At 33.6% G+C, this 20,613-nt stretch carries 19 protein-coding genes; 3 read left to right on the top strand and 16 right to left on the bottom strand.

The window, feature by feature from the left end:
• Window positions 1–70: 70 nt before the first annotated feature.
• The 9 genes from atpA to QYS49_RS04450 all read right to left on the bottom strand — a co-directional run bounded on the left by atpA (window position 71) and on the right by QYS49_RS04450 (window position 6,140).
• Window positions 71–1,645: a F0F1 ATP synthase subunit alpha gene (atpA, locus tag QYS49_RS04490; protein ID WP_308350495.1), complete on the bottom strand. Its 1,575-nt coding sequence runs from the start codon at window positions 1,643–1,645 to the stop codon at window positions 71–73.
• Between the two features lie 29 nt (window positions 1,646–1,674).
• Window positions 1,675–2,232, bottom strand: a complete 558-nt coding sequence (gene atpH, locus QYS49_RS04485; RefSeq protein WP_308350494.1) for an ATP synthase F1 subunit delta — start codon at window positions 2,230–2,232, stop codon at window positions 1,675–1,677.
• Between the two features lie 9 nt (window positions 2,233–2,241).
• Window positions 2,242–2,742 carry a F0F1 ATP synthase subunit B gene (locus QYS49_RS04480; protein WP_308350493.1) on the bottom strand — a complete coding sequence of 167 codons (501 nt, stop codon included), beginning with the start codon at window positions 2,740–2,742 and terminating at the stop codon, window positions 2,242–2,244.
• Between the two features lie 84 nt (window positions 2,743–2,826).
• Window positions 2,827–3,015, bottom strand: coding sequence for an ATP synthase F0 subunit C (gene atpE, locus QYS49_RS04475; RefSeq protein WP_013454689.1), 189 nt, complete (start codon window positions 3,013–3,015; stop codon window positions 2,827–2,829).
• 41 nt (window positions 3,016–3,056) lie between these two features.
• Window positions 3,057–4,127, bottom strand: coding sequence for a F0F1 ATP synthase subunit A (atpB, locus tag QYS49_RS04470; RefSeq protein WP_308350491.1), 1,071 nt, complete (start codon window positions 4,125–4,127; stop codon window positions 3,057–3,059).
• Window positions 4,128–4,247: 120 nt separating this feature from the next.
• Window positions 4,248–4,628 carry a DUF6168 family protein gene (locus QYS49_RS04465; RefSeq protein ID WP_308350489.1) on the bottom strand — a complete coding sequence of 127 codons (381 nt, stop codon included), beginning with the start codon at window positions 4,626–4,628 and terminating at the stop codon, window positions 4,248–4,250.
• 6 nt (window positions 4,629–4,634) lie between these two features.
• Complete coding sequence (locus QYS49_RS04460; RefSeq protein ID WP_308350488.1) at window positions 4,635–4,847, bottom strand: AtpZ/AtpI family protein; 213 nt, start codon at window positions 4,845–4,847, stop codon at window positions 4,635–4,637.
• Window positions 4,825–5,265 (bottom strand): bactofilin family protein, encoded by a 441-nt coding sequence (locus tag QYS49_RS04455; RefSeq protein WP_308350487.1) that lies wholly within the window; start codon window positions 5,263–5,265, stop codon window positions 4,825–4,827. Before QYS49_RS04455 ends, QYS49_RS04460 begins: the two co-directional genes overlap by 23 nt.
• Window positions 5,266–5,288: 23 nt before the next feature.
• A complete protein-coding gene (locus QYS49_RS04450) occupies window positions 5,289–6,140 on the bottom strand; it encodes a M23 family metallopeptidase (RefSeq protein ID WP_308350486.1) in 852 nt (283 codons plus the stop codon).
• 114 nt (window positions 6,141–6,254) lie between these two features.
• Here QYS49_RS04450 and porW point away from each other — a divergent pair, with 114 nt between their 5' ends.
• Genes porW through uvrC form a run of 3 tightly spaced genes read left to right on the top strand, consistent with a single transcriptional unit; the run spans window position 6,255 to window position 13,007 of the window.
• Entirely contained in the window at window positions 6,255–8,858 is a 2,604-nt protein-coding gene (gene porW, locus QYS49_RS04445; RefSeq protein ID WP_308350485.1) for a type IX secretion system periplasmic lipoprotein PorW/SprE, read from the top strand.
• Between the two features lie 46 nt (window positions 8,859–8,904).
• Window positions 8,905–11,187: a penicillin-binding protein 1A gene (locus QYS49_RS04440; protein WP_308350484.1), complete on the top strand. Its 2,283-nt coding sequence runs from the start codon at window positions 8,905–8,907 to the stop codon at window positions 11,185–11,187.
• Window positions 11,188–11,198: 11 nt separating this feature from the next.
• On the top strand, window positions 11,199–13,007 hold the full coding sequence (uvrC, locus tag QYS49_RS04435; RefSeq protein WP_308350483.1) for an excinuclease ABC subunit UvrC: 1,809 nt from the start codon (window positions 11,199–11,201) through the stop codon (window positions 13,005–13,007).
• A gap of 34 nt (window positions 13,008–13,041) precedes the next feature.
• Here uvrC and porN read toward each other — a convergent pair whose 3' ends face one another.
• The 7 genes from porN to QYS49_RS04400 form a co-directional block, all read right to left on the bottom strand.
• Window positions 13,042–13,929, bottom strand: a complete 888-nt coding sequence (gene porN / locus QYS49_RS04430; RefSeq protein WP_308350481.1) for a type IX secretion system ring subunit PorN/GldN — start codon at window positions 13,927–13,929, stop codon at window positions 13,042–13,044.
• 21 nt (window positions 13,930–13,950) lie between these two features.
• On the bottom strand, window positions 13,951–15,534 hold the full coding sequence (gene porM / locus QYS49_RS04425; protein ID WP_308350479.1) for a type IX secretion system motor protein PorM/GldM: 1,584 nt from the start codon (window positions 15,532–15,534) through the stop codon (window positions 13,951–13,953).
• Between the two features lie 30 nt (window positions 15,535–15,564).
• Window positions 15,565–16,377 (bottom strand): type IX secretion system motor protein PorL/GldL, encoded by an 813-nt coding sequence (gene porL, locus QYS49_RS04420; RefSeq protein WP_308350478.1) that lies wholly within the window; start codon window positions 16,375–16,377, stop codon window positions 15,565–15,567.
• Window positions 16,378–16,435: 58 nt separating this feature from the next.
• Window positions 16,436–17,473, bottom strand: a complete 1,038-nt coding sequence (gene porK, locus QYS49_RS04415) for a T9SS ring complex lipoprotein PorK/GldK (RefSeq protein ID WP_308350476.1) — start codon at window positions 17,471–17,473, stop codon at window positions 16,436–16,438.
• A 169-nt stretch (window positions 17,474–17,642) separates the two neighbouring features.
• The gene (locus QYS49_RS04410; RefSeq protein ID WP_308350475.1) at window positions 17,643–18,599 is read right to left on the bottom strand and encodes a PorP/SprF family type IX secretion system membrane protein; all 957 of its coding nucleotides are present in this window, start codon (window positions 18,597–18,599) and stop codon (window positions 17,643–17,645) included.
• 113 nt (window positions 18,600–18,712) lie between these two features.
• Window positions 18,713–19,492, bottom strand: coding sequence for a uroporphyrinogen-III synthase (locus QYS49_RS04405; RefSeq protein WP_308350473.1), 780 nt, complete (start codon window positions 19,490–19,492; stop codon window positions 18,713–18,715).
• A 25-nt stretch (window positions 19,493–19,517) separates the two neighbouring features.
• A complete protein-coding gene (locus QYS49_RS04400) occupies window positions 19,518–20,603 on the bottom strand; it encodes a DUF4271 domain-containing protein (protein WP_308350471.1) in 1,086 nt (361 codons plus the stop codon).
• Window positions 20,604–20,613: the final 10 nt, after the last annotated feature.

Below are 20,613 nucleotides of genomic sequence, written 5' to 3'. Positions count from 1 at the left end.
CCTTTAATTAAAAAGGGAAAATGTTAATCTTAAAATGTAGAAAGGAGCTTCTAAAAAGCTCCTCTAAATATTAGTATTTAGATGATAAATCGTCAGCTACTTTCTTCACTACTGCGATTAAGTCATCATTAATTTTACCTGCTTTGAATGCATCAAGAGTTTCTCTTTCTTGATTCTCCATCATCATTGAAAATTCTTTCTCAAAAGCACGAACCTTATCAACTGGAACTTTATCCAAGAACCCTTTAGTTGAAGCAATAATGATAGACACTTGCTGCTCAACAGAAACTGGAGAGTATTGCCCTTGCTTCAAGATTTCCTGATTACGCTTACCTCTTTCGATAATCTTTTTAGTAGCAGGATCTAAATCAGAACCAAATTTAGAGAAAGCCTCTAATTCACGGAACTGTGCTTGATCCAATTTCAAGGTACCCGATACTTTCTTCATTGATTTAATCTGAGCATTACCACCCACACGAGATACAGAAATACCTACGTTAATTGCTGGTCTGATACCAGAGTTAAACAAGTTAGTTTCCAAGAATATCTGACCATCCGTAATTGAAATTACGTTGGTTGGGATATAAGCTGAAACGTCACCTGCTTGAGTTTCAATAATTGGAAGTGCTGTTAATGAACCACCACCTTTTACTTTACCTTTCAATGAAGGAGGTAAGTCATTCATATCTTGAGCAATAGTATCATCATTGATCACTTTTGCTGCTCTCTCTAATAAACGAGAGTGTAAGTAGAATACATCACCAGGATAAGCTTCACGTCCTGGAGGTCTTCTTAATAACAAAGAAACCTCACGATAAGCAACCGCTTGTTTTGATAAATCATCATAAACAACCAATCCTGGACGGCCTGTATCTCTGAAATACTCACCGATAGCTGCACCTGCGAAAGGAGCAAAGAACTGTAAAGGAGCTGGATCAGCTGCAGAAGCAGAAACAATAGTAGTATAAGCCATTGCCCCAGCTTTTTCTAACTCAGCCACAATTTGTGCCACTGTAGAAGCTTTCTGTCCGATAGCTACATATATACAATAAACTGGGTTACCAGCATCATAAAATTCTTTTTGGTTGATGATGGCATCAATCGCCACAGCAGTTTTACCTGTCTGACGGTCACCAATAATCAACTCACGCTGACCCCTACCAACAGGAATCATCGCATCAATAGATTTAATACCTGTTTGTAAAGGCTCACTTACAGGCTCACGGAAAATTACACCTGGTGCTTTACGCTCCAAAGGCATATCGAAAAGCTCTCCTTCGATAGGGCCTTTTCCATCAATTGGTTGACCTAGTGTATCTACAACTCTACCTGCGATACCATCACCCACTTTAATGGAAGCAATTTTTCCTGTTCTTTTTACAGCATCCCCTTCTTTAATTCCTTGGGAACTACCGAACAATACAGCTCCAACGTTATCCTCTTCCAAGTTTAATACCAATGCTTGTAAGCCGTTTTCAAATTCTAACAACTCACCTGATTGGGCTTGTGTTAAGCCGTAAATACGTGCCACACCATCACCAACTTGAAGGACGGTACCAACTTCTTCTAATTCTGCTTCTGTTTTGAAGCCAGAAAGTTGTTCTCTTAATATTGCTGAAACCTCGTCTGGTCTAACCTCTGCCATTATTCTGTTATTATAGGTTAATTAATTTTTTAAATCTGCTTGATATATTGATTCTGGGTTAATTCCCGTCTTAAATCATTTAATTTGCTTTGAATAGTTTCATCGATTTGCTTATCACCCACTCGGATTAAAAAGCCACCAATCAAAGCCTCATCAACTTTTTCGTTTAATTCAACTTCCTTATTGGAAATCTCTTTTACAATTTTGATCACTTCTGAACGTAAACTATCATCCAATTTAAATGTAGTTGTTACTTCAGCAGCAATTATCCCTTTGTGTTCATTATAAAGCTGCTTGAAAACTTTTGCCATTTCTGGCAAAACAGACTCTCTATGCTTTCTTGATACTATATCAAAAAACAAAGAAGTCATTTCTTGCACTTTGCCTTTGAATACTTTCTTGATTATGGCTGCTTTTCTCAAGCTCTCCAAAATCGGATTATTCAGCATAAGTACAAAGTCTCTATTTTCATTACAGACTTTAGAAAAAAGTTCCATATCCGCTTTGATGTCTTCTAGCTGATTTTTTTCAACCGCAAGATCAATTAAGGATTTGGAATATCGGGATGCAATTCTATATTCTGACATTTGATCAGATTAATTGAGTTTTAAATCTTTCATAAAATCTTCCGCTAAAGCTTTTTGTGCTTTATCATCAGATAGGTTTTTACGAATAAGCTTTTCTGCAATTTCCAATGAAAGCTCAGCAACTTTAGTAGTCACCTCTTTCAAGGCTGCATTCTTCTCTACTTCAATTGCATTTTTAGCATCAGAAATCATTCTATCTGCTTGTTTAGCAGCATCAGATTTAGCTTCTTCTTTAATTTTATTAGCAATGTCAGTTGCTTCTTTTAGCAGCTTATCTCTCTCTAATCTTGCTTCTTGCAATAATTTTTGATTGTCAGCCTGCAATTTTGCCATTTCCTCTTTAGCATTTTCAGCTGATTGCAATGCATCTGCAATACTGCCTTCTCTTGCTTTCAATGAGTTCAAAATTGGCTTCCAAGCAAACTTTGATAAAAGCAATAAAAGAATAGCAAAAATGAAGAGTTGCATGAAAAACAACCCTGGAGAAAAATCATTTACTAATTGTTCCATTCTTGTGTTTAATTAAATGTTTTTAAAAAATGCTGTTTACAGCCTAGCGCTGCAAACAACATTTGTTTTTTCCTTCGGTATAGATTATTGACCTAAGATTAAAGCACCAAATGCTAAACCTTCCAATAATGCACCGATGATAATCATAGCGGTTTGAATTTTACCTGATGCTTCTGGCTGTCTAGCAATACCTTCCATTGCTTTTCCACCAATTTGACCTAAGCCAATTCCACCACCGATTACGATTAATCCTGCTCCAATTAAATTGTACATGAGATTTGATTTATATTAAATTAAACAAAAATACTTATTTATTAATGATGCTCTTCTTCCACTGCCATACCGATAAACAATGCAGAAAGCATTGTAAAGATATAAGCTTGCAAGAAAGCAACTAGTAATTCAATTATTGTAATAAAAAACGCTAATGCAAATGCCATACCCGTTGAGGCTACCAAACCAAAAGCTGATTTCATAGTAATCATTAAAGCAATTAAGCTCATAACTACGAAGTGACCAGCAGTAATGTTAGCAAACAAACGAATCAATAAAGCAAAAGGCTTTGTGAACATACCTAATACCTCAATTGGCATTAAGATTATTTTCATTGGAATTGGAACACCTGGCATCCAAAAAATGTGTTTCCAATAATTTTTATTTCCACTAAACTGCACTACTAAGAAAGTAATTAAAGCTAAACCAACAGTGATAGCGATATTACCTGTAACGTTAAACCCAAGTGGAGTTAAACCCAACATATTTAAAATCCAGATATAAAAAAATACAGTTAAAAGATAGAACATGTATTTCTCATATTTAGGACCAATATTAGGACGAGCAATCTCATCTCTAACATATATTACTAATGGCTCTAATATTCTACCAATTCCTTTAGGAATAGATCTTGTTTTATAACTTCTAGCTAATGAATTAAATCCTAAAAACAATAATAAAGACGCTAATAACATCCCTACCACATTTTTAGTGATTGAAAGATCTAATGGCTTAGGATTAGTAGGATGACCTGCTTCATCTAATTCGATATCACCATCAGCATTAGTTTCATAAACTTTGCTGTGATAAAGTGCGAAATGTTTTCCGTTTGATTCCGCTACATCATGGCCATGGTCAAATCTTGAAGATGAAAAAACATGCAATCCATCAGACCATAAAATAACGGGTAAAGGGAATCCATAATGAGCTCCAGTTTTACCGTTAGTCCAAAAAACGAAGTCATGTGAATCTTGTAAGTGATGCTGAATATATTCGTTTATCTCTTCTTTGGTGTCGACTTGCCCACCTTCTTCTGAACCTCCTGCAACCGCAAATAACGTATTAACGTTAATTAGCGATATTAAAAGTGCGAACAACAATGTGTTTCTCATTATAGTTGGATTGATCATTCTACTTCTTTCGATAGCCTTAATTTGGGGGCAAAGGTAAACATTTTATTAATAAAGATAATTTTTTTATTAAGTTTTTTACCTTCTAATTAACCTATATAATTACTGCGCATTCATCAACTTTCCGCTATAGATCGCTTCGAAGATTAGGAACATAAAAAATGGTATGATAATAGAGATTCTTTCCAAAAAATTCATCGGAGTTTCAGCAAAAATAGCATCCTTAAAAATCAATACAAAAAAGCCGATTTTGATGAATACACTTGCTAAATAAAAGAAACCAACCTGATTGGGTAATTTCTTACTTAAGAGCTCTACAGCTACAACAATTATCAAATACGCAATAAAGTGAAAGATATAAATTGCAGTAAGAGAATATGATAGAATTTCTCCTTGAGATGATAAATACCATTTTTGAATAAAAAGAACAGAAGTTGCCACTATCACTATAGCAATTGTAAAAAAAATAAGTCTTTTGATCATTAAAATTTATTCTTGGGATTTTATCACTTGCCTAATAATGACAAACATAGAAAGGAAAACTGCCAAAAGGGTGATGATCTTAGTGAAGATATCCGAACCGCTTTCGGCAACTTTATCAATATATTTACCTAATAAATTACCCAAATATATGGTTCCTGCCATTTGAATGGCAAGACCTGAATATTTTAAATAACTATTATACGGCTTTTGCTTTTTCAATTTTTGGATTTGATTGTCCGTTAGCGGTTTCCTCACCTATTTTGATAGTTTTATTAGAAACACCCATTTTACATTCGCCATTAAAAGTAGCTCCTGATTCTACAATAAGTTTATTGGTTATAATGTCACCATGTACTACTGCCGATGGTTTCAATATCAATAATTCTGTAATTTCAACAACTCCTTTAACTTCTCCTTCAATTTCAGCATTTTGTGATAACACATTACCTTCAATATGAGAAGTATTCCCTAAAACTAATTTAGATTTAGTTTTAATGTTTCCAATTACCTTTCCGTCTATCCTAATATTACCAAAGGTTTCTAAATCTCCGTTAATAGTAGTTCCTTTTCCAATAGTATTACTGGAACTTGTGATATCTTGTGCCATTTGTATTTTTTCTTGCTTGTTGTTAAACATTTCCGTTTCCTTTCTCTATATAATTAAAAAGTAATAAATTCTTCCGGATCCACCGGATTACCATTATACCATATCTCTAAATGAACATGTGGTCCTGAAGTTAGTTCCCCAGAATTACCAATTATGGAGATTACCTCACCTGCATTCACAAAATTACCAACTTTTTTTAATATTGCAGAATTATGTCTCACTACAGATATTAAATTAGCCCTGTGCTGTATTGCAATTACATATCCTCCGTCTTGAGTCCATGATGATAATATAACGGTTCCGTCAGCTATAGATTTTACAGGTTCATTAGTTTTTGCAACAATATCGATCCCATAATGATCTATATTCATATTGTAAGGCGAGCTTACAATTCCTTGTAAAGGAGGAAAAAAGAAAATATCCTTTAATTCTTCCGAATAATTATTGCTTGAATAACTAGTTAAGCTAAAATCTTGTTCCTCAAATTCTTGCCTAATAATGGAGTCCCCAGCATTCATACTTTGCGGGTTCATATCCTGATTTAAATCATCTGTTTCAACTTGATCCGGCTCTCGATAGGTTTGTCCATCAGGAACATCCCCTTTCAAAATAGTTTGCACATTCCCAATAAAGCGGTCTTGAGCTCTTAATCTCGATTTCAGAGAATCCATCTCCATTGTAAGTGTCAATAACTTTTGATTATACTCCATGGTAGTGTGCCTAGGATCAAACCACTGAGCCAATAAGGATTGTGATAAATATAATGCACCAATAAATATCAAAACAAATGTTAATAAGCTAATAACTACTACTTTTGCATAAGTGAAGTTAAAAGTAGATACTTCAGCTAGGTTTTCTTCGTTTCTTACCACCATTTGATAACGAGTGGTAAGCCAATTGGACATTGTTTTTCTAATTCGCAACTTTGTAAATTATTGTTTGACACAAAAATACATAATATCATCAACTCTCAATACTTTTCTTATATGAATCGATTAAATTGGTCGTTTCAAAGAATAATGAATAAGAGGAAAATACTATATAGAATCCTAATAATAGGCTTTATATTGCCTTTAGCGGCTTGTTCACCTGAAAACTCAGGTTTAATAGGCTATAGCTATCACAATATTACAGCCAAATACAATGCTTATTTTATTGCTAACGAAAAATTGCAAGAGGTATTACTAGAAATTGAGGAAGCACATCAGAATAATTTCAACAGGGTTTTAAAAGTAAAAGCTCCTATTGACACTACAATAGTTAATGCCAATAAAGAAAAAATTGAAGATGTCATTAAAAAAGCTTCCATTGCCATTCAACGGCATAAAGTAAGTAAGTGGGTTGATGATAGCTACATTTTAGTAGGAATTGCTCGAATGTTAAATCAAGAATACGAAGAATCTATTGAAACTTTTAAGTATGTAAATGTAAATAGTAAAGATGAGCAAACACGTTATGTTGCATTAACATATCTTATAAGAACATTTACAGAATATGGTGAATTAAATAATGCATTAGCGGTTATTGATTTTCTTAACAGACAAAAATTATCAAAATCTACTAAAAGGAAATTTTATCAACAAGCTGCATATTATAATCAAGTTGCTAATAACCCTAACAACCTAATTAAATATTTAAGTGCGGCAACAGAGTTGATGCGAGGTGGACCTGAAAAGGCAAAACACCATTTTATATTAGGTCAACTTTTTCAAAAATCGAAGTTAGATGCATTTGCGTACGAAAATTATAAGGAAGTTTTAAATAACAGGCCTCCTTATGAATTGTCTTTTTATGCCCGTTTAAATATGGCTCAAGTTACAGAGCTGTCAAAAGGTGAAGATGTTAAAAAAATCAGAAAATACTTTGAGCAGCTTTTAAAGGATGGGAAAAATATAGAATTCAGAGATAAAATTTATTATGAAATGGCTGAATTCGAATTAAAGCAAGGGAATATAAAAGAAGCCATTCCTTATTATAAATCATCTGTTAAAGAAAGTGTGGATAATGAAAGACAAAAATCCTTCTCTTATCACAAATTAGGATTGTTATATTTTGATGAGTTAAAAGAATATACTTTAGCTCAAGCCTATTATGATAGTGCATATCAAATTATGCCAAAAGATGAAGAAATTTATCCTCAAGTAGAGACAAGACAGTCTGTATTATCAGACTTTATAAAACAAATTAACACAATAAATGAAAATGACAGCCTATTATCATTGGCTAAAATGGATAGTACCTCATTAAATGAAATGTTTTTAACGCTCAGGGATGAAAGGCTTCAAAAAGAAAAGGAAGAAGCAGAAAGAGAAAAAAGAGCGAAGAGAATAAAATCTGCTAATACTAATGCTACTGTCAGTTCATTTGGTGATGAGCCCAACTTACAGACCAATACAGCGCCAGGTGGTGGTTTCTATTTTTATGATGCTTCAACAGTAGGGCAGGGAAGAAATACATTTAAAAGAACATGGGGAGATCGATCTTTGCAAGATAATTGGAGGACTGAAAGTGGACAAATTTTTGATTCGGAAGAAAGTGATGAACCTAATAAGGAAATAGTTGCTGAACAGGAAGAGAAAAGTCAAATGAGTGAAGAGGAATTATTAACTCAGGAAAGAGATCAGTTTTTTTCCTCTATACCGTTTGAAGCTGAAAAGCAATTGAATCTTAAAGAGGAAATGGAAGTGGCTTACTACAAATTAGGAAACATCTATAATTTTGATTTGCAAGAAAAAAAGGAAGCTGTAAATACTTATGAAACTTTGCTTTCAAAATACCCTGATACTGAATACAAAGCGGAACTTCTCTATCTACTCTACATATATTATAAAGACAAAGATGAAGCAATTGCGGAAACCTATTCATCGGAGTTATTAGCGAAATTCCCCAATAGCATATTTGCGAAATTAGTGGAAAACCCAAATTATCGCGAAGAGAGTAACATGGCAAGTGCTAAGGTTAAAGTTATATATGAAAATGCGTATAGGCTTTACGAAAGTGGAAATTACAAGGCTGCAACAAATGAAATAAATAAGGGGTTGGATAACTACCCTGAAAATGACTACGAGGACAATTTAAAATTATTAGAAGCACTTATCACAGGAGTGACAGATGGTAAAAATTCTTATAAATTCAAATTACAATCCTTCTTAAAAGATTACCCTAATAGTGAACTATATGAATTTGCGAAAGGTTTACTAGCAGCAATTGATGATTATGATAAAAAACAGCAACAAAAAGAAAAGATAAAATATATTCCGTTTTTCGAACAAGCTCACTATTTTGTAGTAGTCTATGAAAATAATAAAGCATTATCGGGTATACTACCAGAAGAAATTGAGTCATTCGGAGAAAAATTCTTCCCAGAAGAAGATCTAAATGCTGGAAATCTCGTTTTTGATGATGAAAATTCTATGATCTTATTAAGTGAATTTAAAGATAAAGAAACAGCCGAAGCATTTTACAAAAAGTTTAATAGCGATTTGTCTCCATTAAAGAATTTCAGCAGCTTAAATTTTAGTAATTTTATTATTTCTAAGGATAACTTTCAGATTTTCTATCAAGCTAAAATGGTGGACAGTTATACTGATTTCTTTAAATTAAATTATGAAATAACTCAATAGAATTAAATTGCTGAATCTTCCCAATAATTAATAGTATAAACTGAATATGAAAAATTCAAATAAATTTAAAATAATAATAACTGCATTATGGTCAATCTTCTTTTTGGCTATACTCGGCTTTTCAATATTTATTTACAGCATCAGTATAAATTTTAACGGATGGTATGGAGAATTACCTGGTTTAAAGTCATTAGAGAACCCAAAAAGTGATTTATCATCTGTATTATATTTTGCAGACAATAAAGAAATGGGGAAATATTATCGTTACAATAGAAGTCAAATCACCTTTGATGAACTCTCTCCAAATGTGGTAAATGCATTAATTGCTACTGAAGACATCCGATATTCAAATCATTCTGGTATTGATTTATATGGACTTGGGAGGGTGTTTTTTAAATCAATTTTAATGTTTGATAAAAGTGGTGGCGGAGGAAGTACCATCAGCCAGCAGTTGGCAAAAATACTTTTCAGAACCCGAAGCGATTTATCAAATGGAAGTTTAAATGATGTGCCTATATTAGGCTTAGTTATAGCAAAAATGAAAGAATGGATTGTGGCAGTTAAATTGGAAAAATCCTATACCAAAAAAGAGATCATTGCCATGTATTTGAATACTTTCGAATTTGGAAGTAATGCATTTGGAATCAAAACAGCTTCTCAAACATTTTTCAATACCACTCCAGACCAATTAACTATCCCTGAAGCAGCCGTGCTAGTTGGTCTATGCAAAAACCCAAATCTTTATAGCCCAGTTTACGAACCTGAAAATTCTTTCCACAGAAGAAATACTGTTATGAATCAAATGCGAAAGTATGGCTATATAGATGACATAGCTTACGATTCATTATCATCAAAACCTATTGAGTTGGATTATGATGTGGAAAATCATAATGATGGGCTAGCTACTTATTTTAGAGGTGTTATATTATGGGATTTATTAGCTTGGTCAAAGGAAAATGGGTATGATTTATATGAAGATGGTTTAAAAATTTATACCACTATCGATAGTAGAATGCAAAAATATGCTGAAGAAGCAGTAGAAGAGCACATGAAATATCAGCAAGAACTTTTTGATGAACATTGGGAAGGAAAAGCTCCTTGGAGAGATGAGAGTGGTCGTGAAATAAAAGATTTTCTTAAAAATGAAGCAAGAAGAACGGAAGCCTATAGCTTTTGGAAAAATCAATATGGTGATGATGAAGATAAAATCTTCAAAAAATTGAAAGAGCCAAAGCCAATGACAGTTTTTAGTTGGGATGGCGATATTGACACTACCTTTAGCACCTTTGATTCAATAAGATATTACAAACAATTTTTACATGCTGGATTTATGGCTATGAATCCTAATAATGGCCATATTAAAGCTTGGGTAGGTGGCATTAATCATAAGTATTTCAAATACGATCATGTTAAACAAGGAAGAAGGCAACCCGGATCAACTTTCAAGCCTTTAGTATATGCAGCCGCTATAGATAATGGCTACTCTCCTTGTTATGAAATTCAAGATGTACCCGTAACCTTTGAAGTTCCAGGAGATCCCCCAACATGGACACCTTCCAACTCAGGTGGTAAATTTTCTGGTGAAACCATGACCCTTCGTCAAGCAATGGCCCGTTCATTAAATTCAGGCACTGCCTACGTGATGCAAAAAGTTGGTCCTCAAACTGTAGTGGATTATGCTAAAAGGTTAGGAGTAGAAAGTCCATTACAAGCTGTTCCATCACTATGTTTGGGAACATCCGATGTATCTATTTATGAACTTATTGGGGCATACAGCACCTTTGTTAATGAAGGCTTTTATACAAAACCATTCTATATTGAAAGAATTGAAGATAAGAATGGAAAGGTATTAAAACAATTTGTGCCTAAAACAGGTGAAGCATTAAGTTCCGAAACAGCTTATGCAATGTTACATATGTTAAAAGGATCCACTGAAATTTCAGGAGGGACTGCCTTGGGTTTAGATAGAGAATTGAGAGAGGATAATGAAATAGGTGCTAAAACAGGAACCACTCAAAATTACTCTGATGGTTGGTTTGTTGGAGTAACAAAAGATTTAGCCGCTGGCGTATGGGTAGGGGGTGATGAAAGAAGCATTCACTTTAGAAATATTGGATTAGGCCAAGGTGCTAGAATGGCTATGCCAATTTGGGAGAAATTCATGAAAAAGGTATATGAAGATGAAAGTTTACCTGTTTCTAAGGGAGCATTCAAAAAGCCATCAAATCTATCAATAGAATTAGATTGTGAGGAATATAGAATGCAACAAGGGAATGTGACTGATTCAACTGAGCAAATACAAAAATTTGATGTTGATGGCATACAATAAAAGTCAGTGAGATGTACGATGCGGTTTTCTTTAAGCCACAAGATATAAATGAGTTACCTAAGTTTCCCGGTGTATATAAATTTCATAATTCATCCGGAGTCATCATTTATGTAGGAAAAGCAAAGAATTTAAAAAACAGAGTTACTAGTTACTTTAATAAATCAGCCAATCATAATAGAAAAACCATAAGGTTGGTTCGAGAAATTGACAAGATTGAAATTGCTATTGTCAATTCTGAATTTGATGCGCTACTGCTTGAGAATTCCTTAATAAAAGAACTTCAACCAAAGTATAATATTTTATTAAAGGATGATAAATCATTTCCCTATCTATGCATTACAAATGAGCCTTTCCCAAGAATTATATCTACGAGAAGAAGAATAGCTAGAAACGGAACTTATTTCGGGCCATATGCAAGTGTAAGAGCAATGAACAACGTTTTGGAATTAATTCGAAAGCTCTATACAATTAGAACTTGTAAATTAAACTTGACCGACCAAAACATAAAAGCAGGTAAATTTAAAGTCTGTCTCGAATATCATATTGGCAATTGCAAAGGTCCTTGCGAAGGCCTACAAAAACATGAAAATTATCAAAAGGATATAGACCAAGCAGCCGAAATTCTGAAAGGTAATTTGAATATACCCAAGCATCATTTCAGAGAAAATATGCAAGAAGCTGCTGAAGATTTAGATTTTGAAAGAGCACAAAAATTTAAAGAGAAATTTGAATTACTTGAGAAATTCCACAGTAAATCTTTAGTGGTAAATCCTAGACTAACAGATATAGATGTTTGTAGTATCATTTCTGAAGACAAATATGCTTTTGTTAATTACATGCGAATAAAAAACGGAAGCATTAATGTTACTAAAACTATTGAATTAAAGAAAAAATTGGATGAGACAGACCAAGAATTGTTATTATTAGCCCTAATAGATCTCAGGAAGCTATATGAAAGCACTACAAATGAAATTCTAACTAACATTGATATTGAAAACCTACCAGAGACCTTTCACTTTATCAAACCACAAATAGGGGATAAAAAGAAATTAGTGGAGATGAGTTTAAAAAATGCTTTATTCTTTAAAAAGGAAAAGCTTAATCAAAATGAATCAAGTAAAATAAAAGAGCTTAGAGTTCTAAAACAACTTCAAAATGACTTAAGATTAAAGGAGCTTCCTATTAAAATTGAATGTTTTGACAACTCCAATATGCAGGGTACAAATCCCACAGCTTCAATGGTTCATTTCAAAAATGGAAGACCTAAAAAGAGTGAATACAGACATTATCATGTTAAAACAGTAATTGGTCCAGATGATTTTGCCTCAATGACAGAAATTGTAGGAAGAAGATATAAACGACTGATTGATGAACAGCAAGAACTTCCAAACTTAATAGTAATAGATGGAGGTAAAGGCCAATTAAGCGCCTCAGTTAAAGCTCTTAGAGAATTAGATTTATATGGGAAAATTCCAATTATTGGGATAGCAAAAAGATTAGAAGAGATATATTTTCCAGAAGACCCGTATCCAGTACACATCAGTAAGAAGAGTGAATCTCTTAAGCTACTACAAAGACTTAGAGATGAAGCCCATCGATTTGCAATAACTTTTCATAGGCAAATAAGAAGTAAAAATTCATTTACTAGTGAACTAGAAGGAATTGAGGGTATAGGAGAAAAGACAATCGACCAATTGCTAACACATTTCAAATCGGTAAAAAAGATCAAGGAAGCATCATTTGAAGAACTAAGCCCAGTAATAGGAACAAGCAAAGCAGAACAAATCATAAAGGCTTTTAAACAAAAAAAGGAAGACTAACAGCCTTCCTTTCTAAAATAATATTTTCAAAATATTAATAAGACCACAACTCGTGCTCTTTTTCCATTAATTCATATTCAATCCATTGTGATGCCATAATGCCTTGTTTTGCTGATTCATTATAAACATCAATAATCATGTTGTCTTGAGGATTCGCAACTTTAACAATTCTAGCGCTGAATAATCTTAAAGCGAAAGCATCCGCTAAGTTTTTGTGTTCTGCACTGTTTTGCGGATTAAACCAAATCATTTGCTCAGGATTGCTTCTGAATAAATCGACTAAATCTTTGTATTTAAAGACACCCACTACCTTTTCAATTCCTGATGTATAATTATCAGCTGGTATAACAAGCTTGATTGCTTGAATATCCCAAACCAAAACAGAACGCTGATTATCAAAAATCATATCCTCTACAATTTCAAGTAAAGACACATCCCTTACAGTAAATTTAGTATCAACTTCATCAGCAGCGTCATCTTCTGGCTCAGCATCATCACCTCCGCCTGAATTGCCCCAGCCGTCATCGTTACCCCAGCCATCACCACCGCCTGCGTCTCCCCAGGCATCGTCACCGCCACCAGCATTTAAATCTTGTAATGCAGGGTTTTCTAAAGCTTCCAAAAATTCCTCTTTAGTTTTCCTGTTTTGCAAAGAATCATCTTCATAAATAGGAATTATACCAGCAGTAGCTGATTCGATTATATGCTTAGTAATTTCATTACCAGAAGAGAAAAATGGTATGTTTTGCTTTTCTCGCAAATCCATTCTTCTCCAAACTCGTTTTTTGAACATAATATTATCCTCATGAATTGGATAAACCGAGTTAGGATTATACCCATCATTCGAGGATTCTTGAGCTTTAACAGGTATTACAAATACCATAAGTAAAGCTCCAATAATTAATAACACAAACTTTTTCATAACCTTAATTTTATATTCTCATCAATTTAGAGTAATTGGTATAACTTGTTCACCAATATTTACCTCTTCGGTATTACCTCTAAAATTCATCCTTAATACCTGATCAATAGTTACAACTATACGATCTCCAGCTCTAGCATTACCCATTAATTGTGACAAATTAACAGTTTCACTTGTTGCTTTAATTGGTTGACCAATAGCACGAGGCCCCCTAGCTAAAGTAATCGTCCATCTACTAATTTTATATCTTGCATCATCAGGTAATTGTGCTTTAAAATTCTCATCAGGAATCGCTTGAGCCCTAAGAACTCTTAAAGCATTCGCACTTTCTCCTTGCTTCAAATTAACAGGTTTAGAACCATTAAAAACCTTGATTTCAGGTTTTGGAATTCGCTGAACATCAAACTCAACATTCCCGATTTTATTTCCATTAGAACTAACTCCTAAAGTAACTTTTGGTGCACTTGGTATAATGGTAACTAATCCTCTTTCCTTACCTTGGATTGAGGTTCCTCCCTTCACAGAAAAATTAGGATTGTAGGATGTACCTAAAGCTGGAACGCCAACATTCAATTTATTTCCACAATTTAAATATAATGTGCTAAGGGAAGCAGATTGAACTTGTATAACAGGTTTAGCAACGAAATATTCTATTTCATCTCTATAAACACTGTCTTTTAATTTAGCAGTGGCTTCAAATGTCTTTCTAACTGTCCCATCTTCACCATAAGCACCTGGAGTAGCAGTAAATTCAATTTTACCAGAACCATTTTCAACTGTTAGCTCCTTACCATTTAAAGTCATTTCCGGATCTTCTGCTGATGAAGATGCAGCCACAATTAAATCAGCTTTATATTTTGCTCCAGCAGCTACCACTTTTGATTCAGGTAAAGCGACTAATTGAATTAAATCAAATTTCAGATCTCCTGCACCTACTCTTCTAGCCAAAACATCAAGAGCTTTTGCTTCGTAAGCCATCACTTTATTTTGATAATCACTTATAGTTGCCATGGCAGCTGGAGTTGGTGCTCCCATGAATTCCAACGTAGCCCAATCCATACCCTTTTTGTTAGGGTCATTTTTAAAACGCGGATTATTATTAGCATCCAATGCTAAAGGTGGAAAACTAACAGCAGAATCTGCTACCATTTCATCAACAGATTGTGCATATGCATTTAATGACTTTTGCAACTTTATACCATTGTTTTGGTTTTCAGGCATCATATAATTACCGACTTTATCATAATCGGTTTTCCCTTCCATCTCTCCATCCTCAGAATAACCTCCTGTAATTTCAATGAAAGTTTCTTTATACGTTTTCAATTCAGCCACCATAGCACTGGTTTTCTCTCTGATTTCTTTAGCCTTATCCAAAATCTTTACGTCATCAGGACGGCTTCCAGATTCTTCAACCGCATTTTCAATTCTACGTAATGTATTGCCGTTTTGCTCTTTTGCGGCATCAACAGACACCTCTAAAGAGTTATTAATATCGATGAATTTGTCGAGTACCGTAACACTAACGTTAAGCGCCAAAAGGGCAGTCAGTACGAGGTACATCATGCCGATCATCTTCTGTCTTGGGGTTTCTTTTCCTCCAGCCATAGATTCTAATTTTTATGCTTTATAAACGAATTAACCTTTCATAGCAGATAGCATGTTGCCATATACTTTATTCAATTGAGAAAGATTAGTTGTTAAGTTTTTAACTTCAGTTTGAAATTGTGCAGTATCCTTACTTGCCTCTGTCATGCTGTCTAAGGCAGTAGATAAGTTTTTATAAAACTTATTCATAGCCTTAACATGGTTTTGAGAATCTTGCAATTCCATTTCATAAACTTGATTCAAAGCAGTCAAGTTTTTTGTTACCGCCTGTACTTGAGAATGATAAGACTTAGCATCAATAGAAGCATTTGACATCTCAGACATTGCTTTCACTGTACTGTCATAAGATTTATTCATCTCTAATAAAGATTTACTAGCTTGTTTCACATTATTCGCATAATCATTAGTTGCAACTGCAGCATTACTAAGACTAGACATTTGCTTAGCTGAATCAGCCATGCTTTTCATTCCATCTCCTAAACTCTTTATTAAATCAGGGCCTATTTTTCCTTCTTCTAAAACTTTATCTAATTGCTGAGAAGTAGATCCACCTGAAGCTGATGATATTTGCTTTTTTCTTGGTGCTGTCTCATCTTCAAATTCCTCAGCTAACTCTGGGTAAACTTTACTCCAATCAACTTCTTCATGCGCAGGTTCAAAAGCACTTAACAAGAAAATAATTGCTTCTGTTGTTAAACCTATCCCTAACATCAATGCTGCACCTGGAAGGTGAAGAATTTTAAACATGGCACCGATAATTACGATAGCCGCTCCAATACCATATACCTTTGGCATGATGGTTTTAAATAGTAACTCTTGAAATCCGCCTTTTTTATTACTCATGTTTGTAGTTTTTAATGGTTTGTGCTCTAAATATTGTTTAATTTTTTTAAAAAGTCAATTAAAATTCTGCTCCTGATGAACGACCTAGATATGTCATTGCACATCTGAAACCTATATATGCTCTTGTAGAGTCTTTATGTTCGAAAGCTCTAGTACCTGTTTCCAAGTAGTAAGCTATATCTTTCCATGATCCTCCTCTAATTACTTTGCGAGGTTCACTTTCGTCAAAAAACGTTGGATTCAAATCCCATACTAATGGTACTGATGCTGGATTAAATGCATCTTCACACCATTCAGACACATTACCTGACATATCAAATAATCCGAAATCATTTGGGAAATAAGACATTATCTCTGCGGTATATGCATTTCCATCATCATAATAATTTCCTCTTCCTGGCTTGAAGTTAGCTAACATACATCCTTTAGCATTCCTAATGTATGGATTTCCCCAAGGATACTTGGCCATATCTCTACCACCTCTAGCTGCATATTCCCATTCAGCTTCGGAAGGCAATCTAAATGCTGGCATTGGAAATTCTCCCATAGATTCTCTATACGAGTTTAAATAATCAGTTCTCCATTGGGAAAATACTTTAGCTGCTTCCCAATCTACCCCCACTACAGGATAATCATCAAATGCTGGGTGCATATAGTAATACTCCTGCATTGGATCTCCCATGTGGTTAGTGAAATCTTTCATCCAAACAGTTGTGTCTGGATAAATTTCATTCTTAATATAATCTCTTCCCAATGTAGATGCAGAATCCTCCATCATTCTTTGGACGAACTGACGATATTCATTATTAGTGATTTCGGTTTCATCCATATAAAACCCACCAATTGTCACTTGTCTGTTGAAATTAATTTGACTGGCAGCAACATCTTCATCAGCTTGCCCCATATGAAACGTTCCTGCTGGAACTGCTCGCATACCATAAGGAGTGGCCATATACCATCCTTCTCTACCTGCAACTCCTACCAAATTGCCACCGTCTCCTGCACCACCTCCAAAAAGACCACAGCCTTCTAAGAAGAGAGAAGCAACAAACACAACTGATAGGGTTAGTTTTTTCAAAACACCTTTATTATTCATAACACCTATTTGTTTCTAACTAAACGCTAATATATTATTAATTGTCTAATATATTTTTTACACCTACTAATTTAACCTCCAATTGTAAGGTTTTATTGTATTTTAAATAATTTATAGAAATATCTTCACAATTTTCACAAAAAAGATCTATTAAGCAAACATTTTACGATTAATGTCTAAATCTAGGCGTTCGCACTACCTTTTTACCCGATGTAGATATTGCTGGCAACCTGTAACTTAGCATAACTTCATGAGAAGTTGCACTTTTTGCACTTTGGGCTTTAACAGTATAATCGAATGCATATCCAAGTTTTAATGTGTTCTCCTTAAAGAAGCTATACCCTGCCATTAAAATTACTGCTTCTTGTTGCCTAAAGGAAACTCCTCCCCATATTTTGTCCTTATATGTCGCAATAGCTGAAACATCAAAAGTATAAGAACTAAATTCAGTTGTTCTTACCAAAAAGCTCGGTGTTAAATTAATATCGTAATTAATTGGAAATGTATATCCTGCTGTTAACAAAAGATCTTTAGGATATGGATTTCTAGTTTCATCTGCTCCAAACCCAAATTCAGCTTCAATCAAATGATTAAATGCCGCTCCTACATAGAAGTCTTTGTGCTGAAAATTAACCCCTATTGAAAAGTCTGGACGAACTTGAGTAGGCTGTAGATTCTCGATTACTGGATCATCATCATCAATCTGAACATAACCATCTTTGTTAATATTATGAGTAATAACTCCTCCTCTAAATCCAATACTAATTTTTGATTCTTTAATTCCTAAATGATAGGCTCCTGAAGCTTGTACTTGAATGAAGTTGTGTTCTGCTATATCATCATTCAAAACATAAAACCCAAAACCACTATTGTAACGCATAATGGGAGTAGTTAATGAAACTAATTGAGAGTTTATACCTCCTGGAGATCCGTTAGTTGGAGTATAGCCAGCCCATTGAGTTCTGTGCATTGCTGTTAATTTTGTATAACCTTCCACACCCGAATAAGCTGGATTATTAAATAGATTATTGAACATGTAATGTGAAAATTGCACATCTTGTCCACTAAGCCTTTGGAAGCTCAGAATCAAAAGAAAAACACATGCTAATTGTACTAATTTTTTCATATCCTCAACACTTTAGAAGGATAAATATAATAAAAATAACTTTTGTTCAAGCTATTATGTAATAAATTTAAAGCTATTATATAATAAAAGGCATTTAAATGCCTTTTATTCAATTACTTAAGACCGTTAGCTTTTTTTATATAAAGTTCTAATGCGCCTGTCATTGATGGAGCATTTGGCAGCGGAGCCTCAATATCTATAATCAAACCTGCATCTCTAGCTGCTTGGGCAGTTGTAGGTCCAAAAACAGCAATTCTTGTTTTATTCTGTTTGAATTCCGGGAAGTTCACAAATAATGAATTAATTCCTGAAGGACTAAAGAACGCTAAAATGTCATAAGTAATATGCTCTAAGTCAGATAAATCAGCAGCAACAGTTTTATAAATCGTAGCCTCAGTAAAATTGTATCCGTTATCTGTCATAAAAGATGGAATATCATCTTTTCTGATATTTGAACACGGGAACAAGTACTTTTCGTTCTTATGCTTTTTAATTACGTTCAAAATGTCTTGTGCGGTTCTTTCCCCAACAAATACTTTTCGTTTTCTAACTACAATATATTTTTGAAGATAATTAGCCGTTTGCTCTGAAATACAAAAATATTTCATTTCAGGTGGCATTTCTATCTTACTATCCTTACAAATTCTAAAAAAATGATCCACTGCGTTTCTACTAGTGAATATGATAGCAGTATGTTTTAAAATATCAATCTTCTGCTTCCTAAATTCTTTTGAATCAATAGGATCTACATTGATAAATTGCCTGAAATCAATTTTGATTTTGTACTTATCCGCCAATTTATGGTACGGAGAATTACTAATATCTGCCGGCTCAGGCTGTGAAACCATGATACTTTTTACCGGATAAAATCGGTCTTTTACAGTTGTTGACATATAAATCGGTCTACTTTGAAAAGTTTTATCTCATGAAATATTTTAGTCCAATTAAAAATGGGAATATTTCTGTGGTGCAAAAGTAAGAAAATAAATAGAGATTAGTGAAACTGCTTAATTTTAATATTTTAAAATATAATAATATTAGCCTGATGATATAAAAGGCTAACATAGCATATATGGCTGTAGATAACCAAAAGGCAGGTATGGCTCCTTCAAAAAGGAAAATTGAAATAGAGCTAAAAAATAATATAATGACAAAAAATAAATTAATATTTAACATCTCTTTAACATAAAAAGCCGATATCTTATTATTTCCAAACAAATTAGATGCTATTGAGACCAAAACTACTTTTGAAATCAACCCTATTACTACTATTATTAAAATTTTTAAAAATTCAATAACTCCACTCGGTTCTATCCCAAGAAACCCAATATTTCTACCCAAACTCAAAAAATATATTAAACCTGCTGTTAGAAATGCGTATAGACCTGCAAAGACGAAATTATCTTGATCCATAATTCTCATCCTAGATTGGTCACCCTCATTTAAGCGGGTAGTGAAAATTTTATTGAATGACAATATGTTTAGATATCGCTTATCGTAATTCACTTTTATAATGACCATAAATAAAGAGGCTCCGATCAAAAGGATTAATAAAATATTATCTGAAATCCATTTACTTTCCCTTTCTGTATTTTCTAAACTCGAATAAGCTCCGTTAACATTAGTCTTTTCAACAGTATAAATTCCATAAGTCAACATCTGAACATTTCTGTCAAGGCTTAAGAATATATCATTTCTGATACTATCATTAAATGAATGTTGTAAATATCCATCTGATGATTTTTCAATTAACTTATCTCCATAAAACAAATAGACTGGTGCATCTGATTTAACTTCAAGAAATAATTCTGATAAGTGGTTTAAATCTAAATTCACTTGTCTTATACTATCAGAAGTCCATTTAACTGAAGTTATTAATGTATCTGTTAGGTGCCATTTTCGAACTTCCTTATCAGGAGTAGCTTGAATGCTTTCCTTCTCAGGTTTTTCTTGCTCACAAGAAAAGATTAGAAATATTGATAAGAGGAATACTAGCCTTTGCATTAATACTTAA

The organism is Marivirga salinae (genome assembly GCF_030503855.1).
Taxonomy (GTDB): domain Bacteria; phylum Bacteroidota; class Bacteroidia; order Cytophagales; family Cyclobacteriaceae; genus Marivirga; species Marivirga salinarum.
This window is presented reverse-complemented; position numbering and strand designations above follow the sequence as displayed.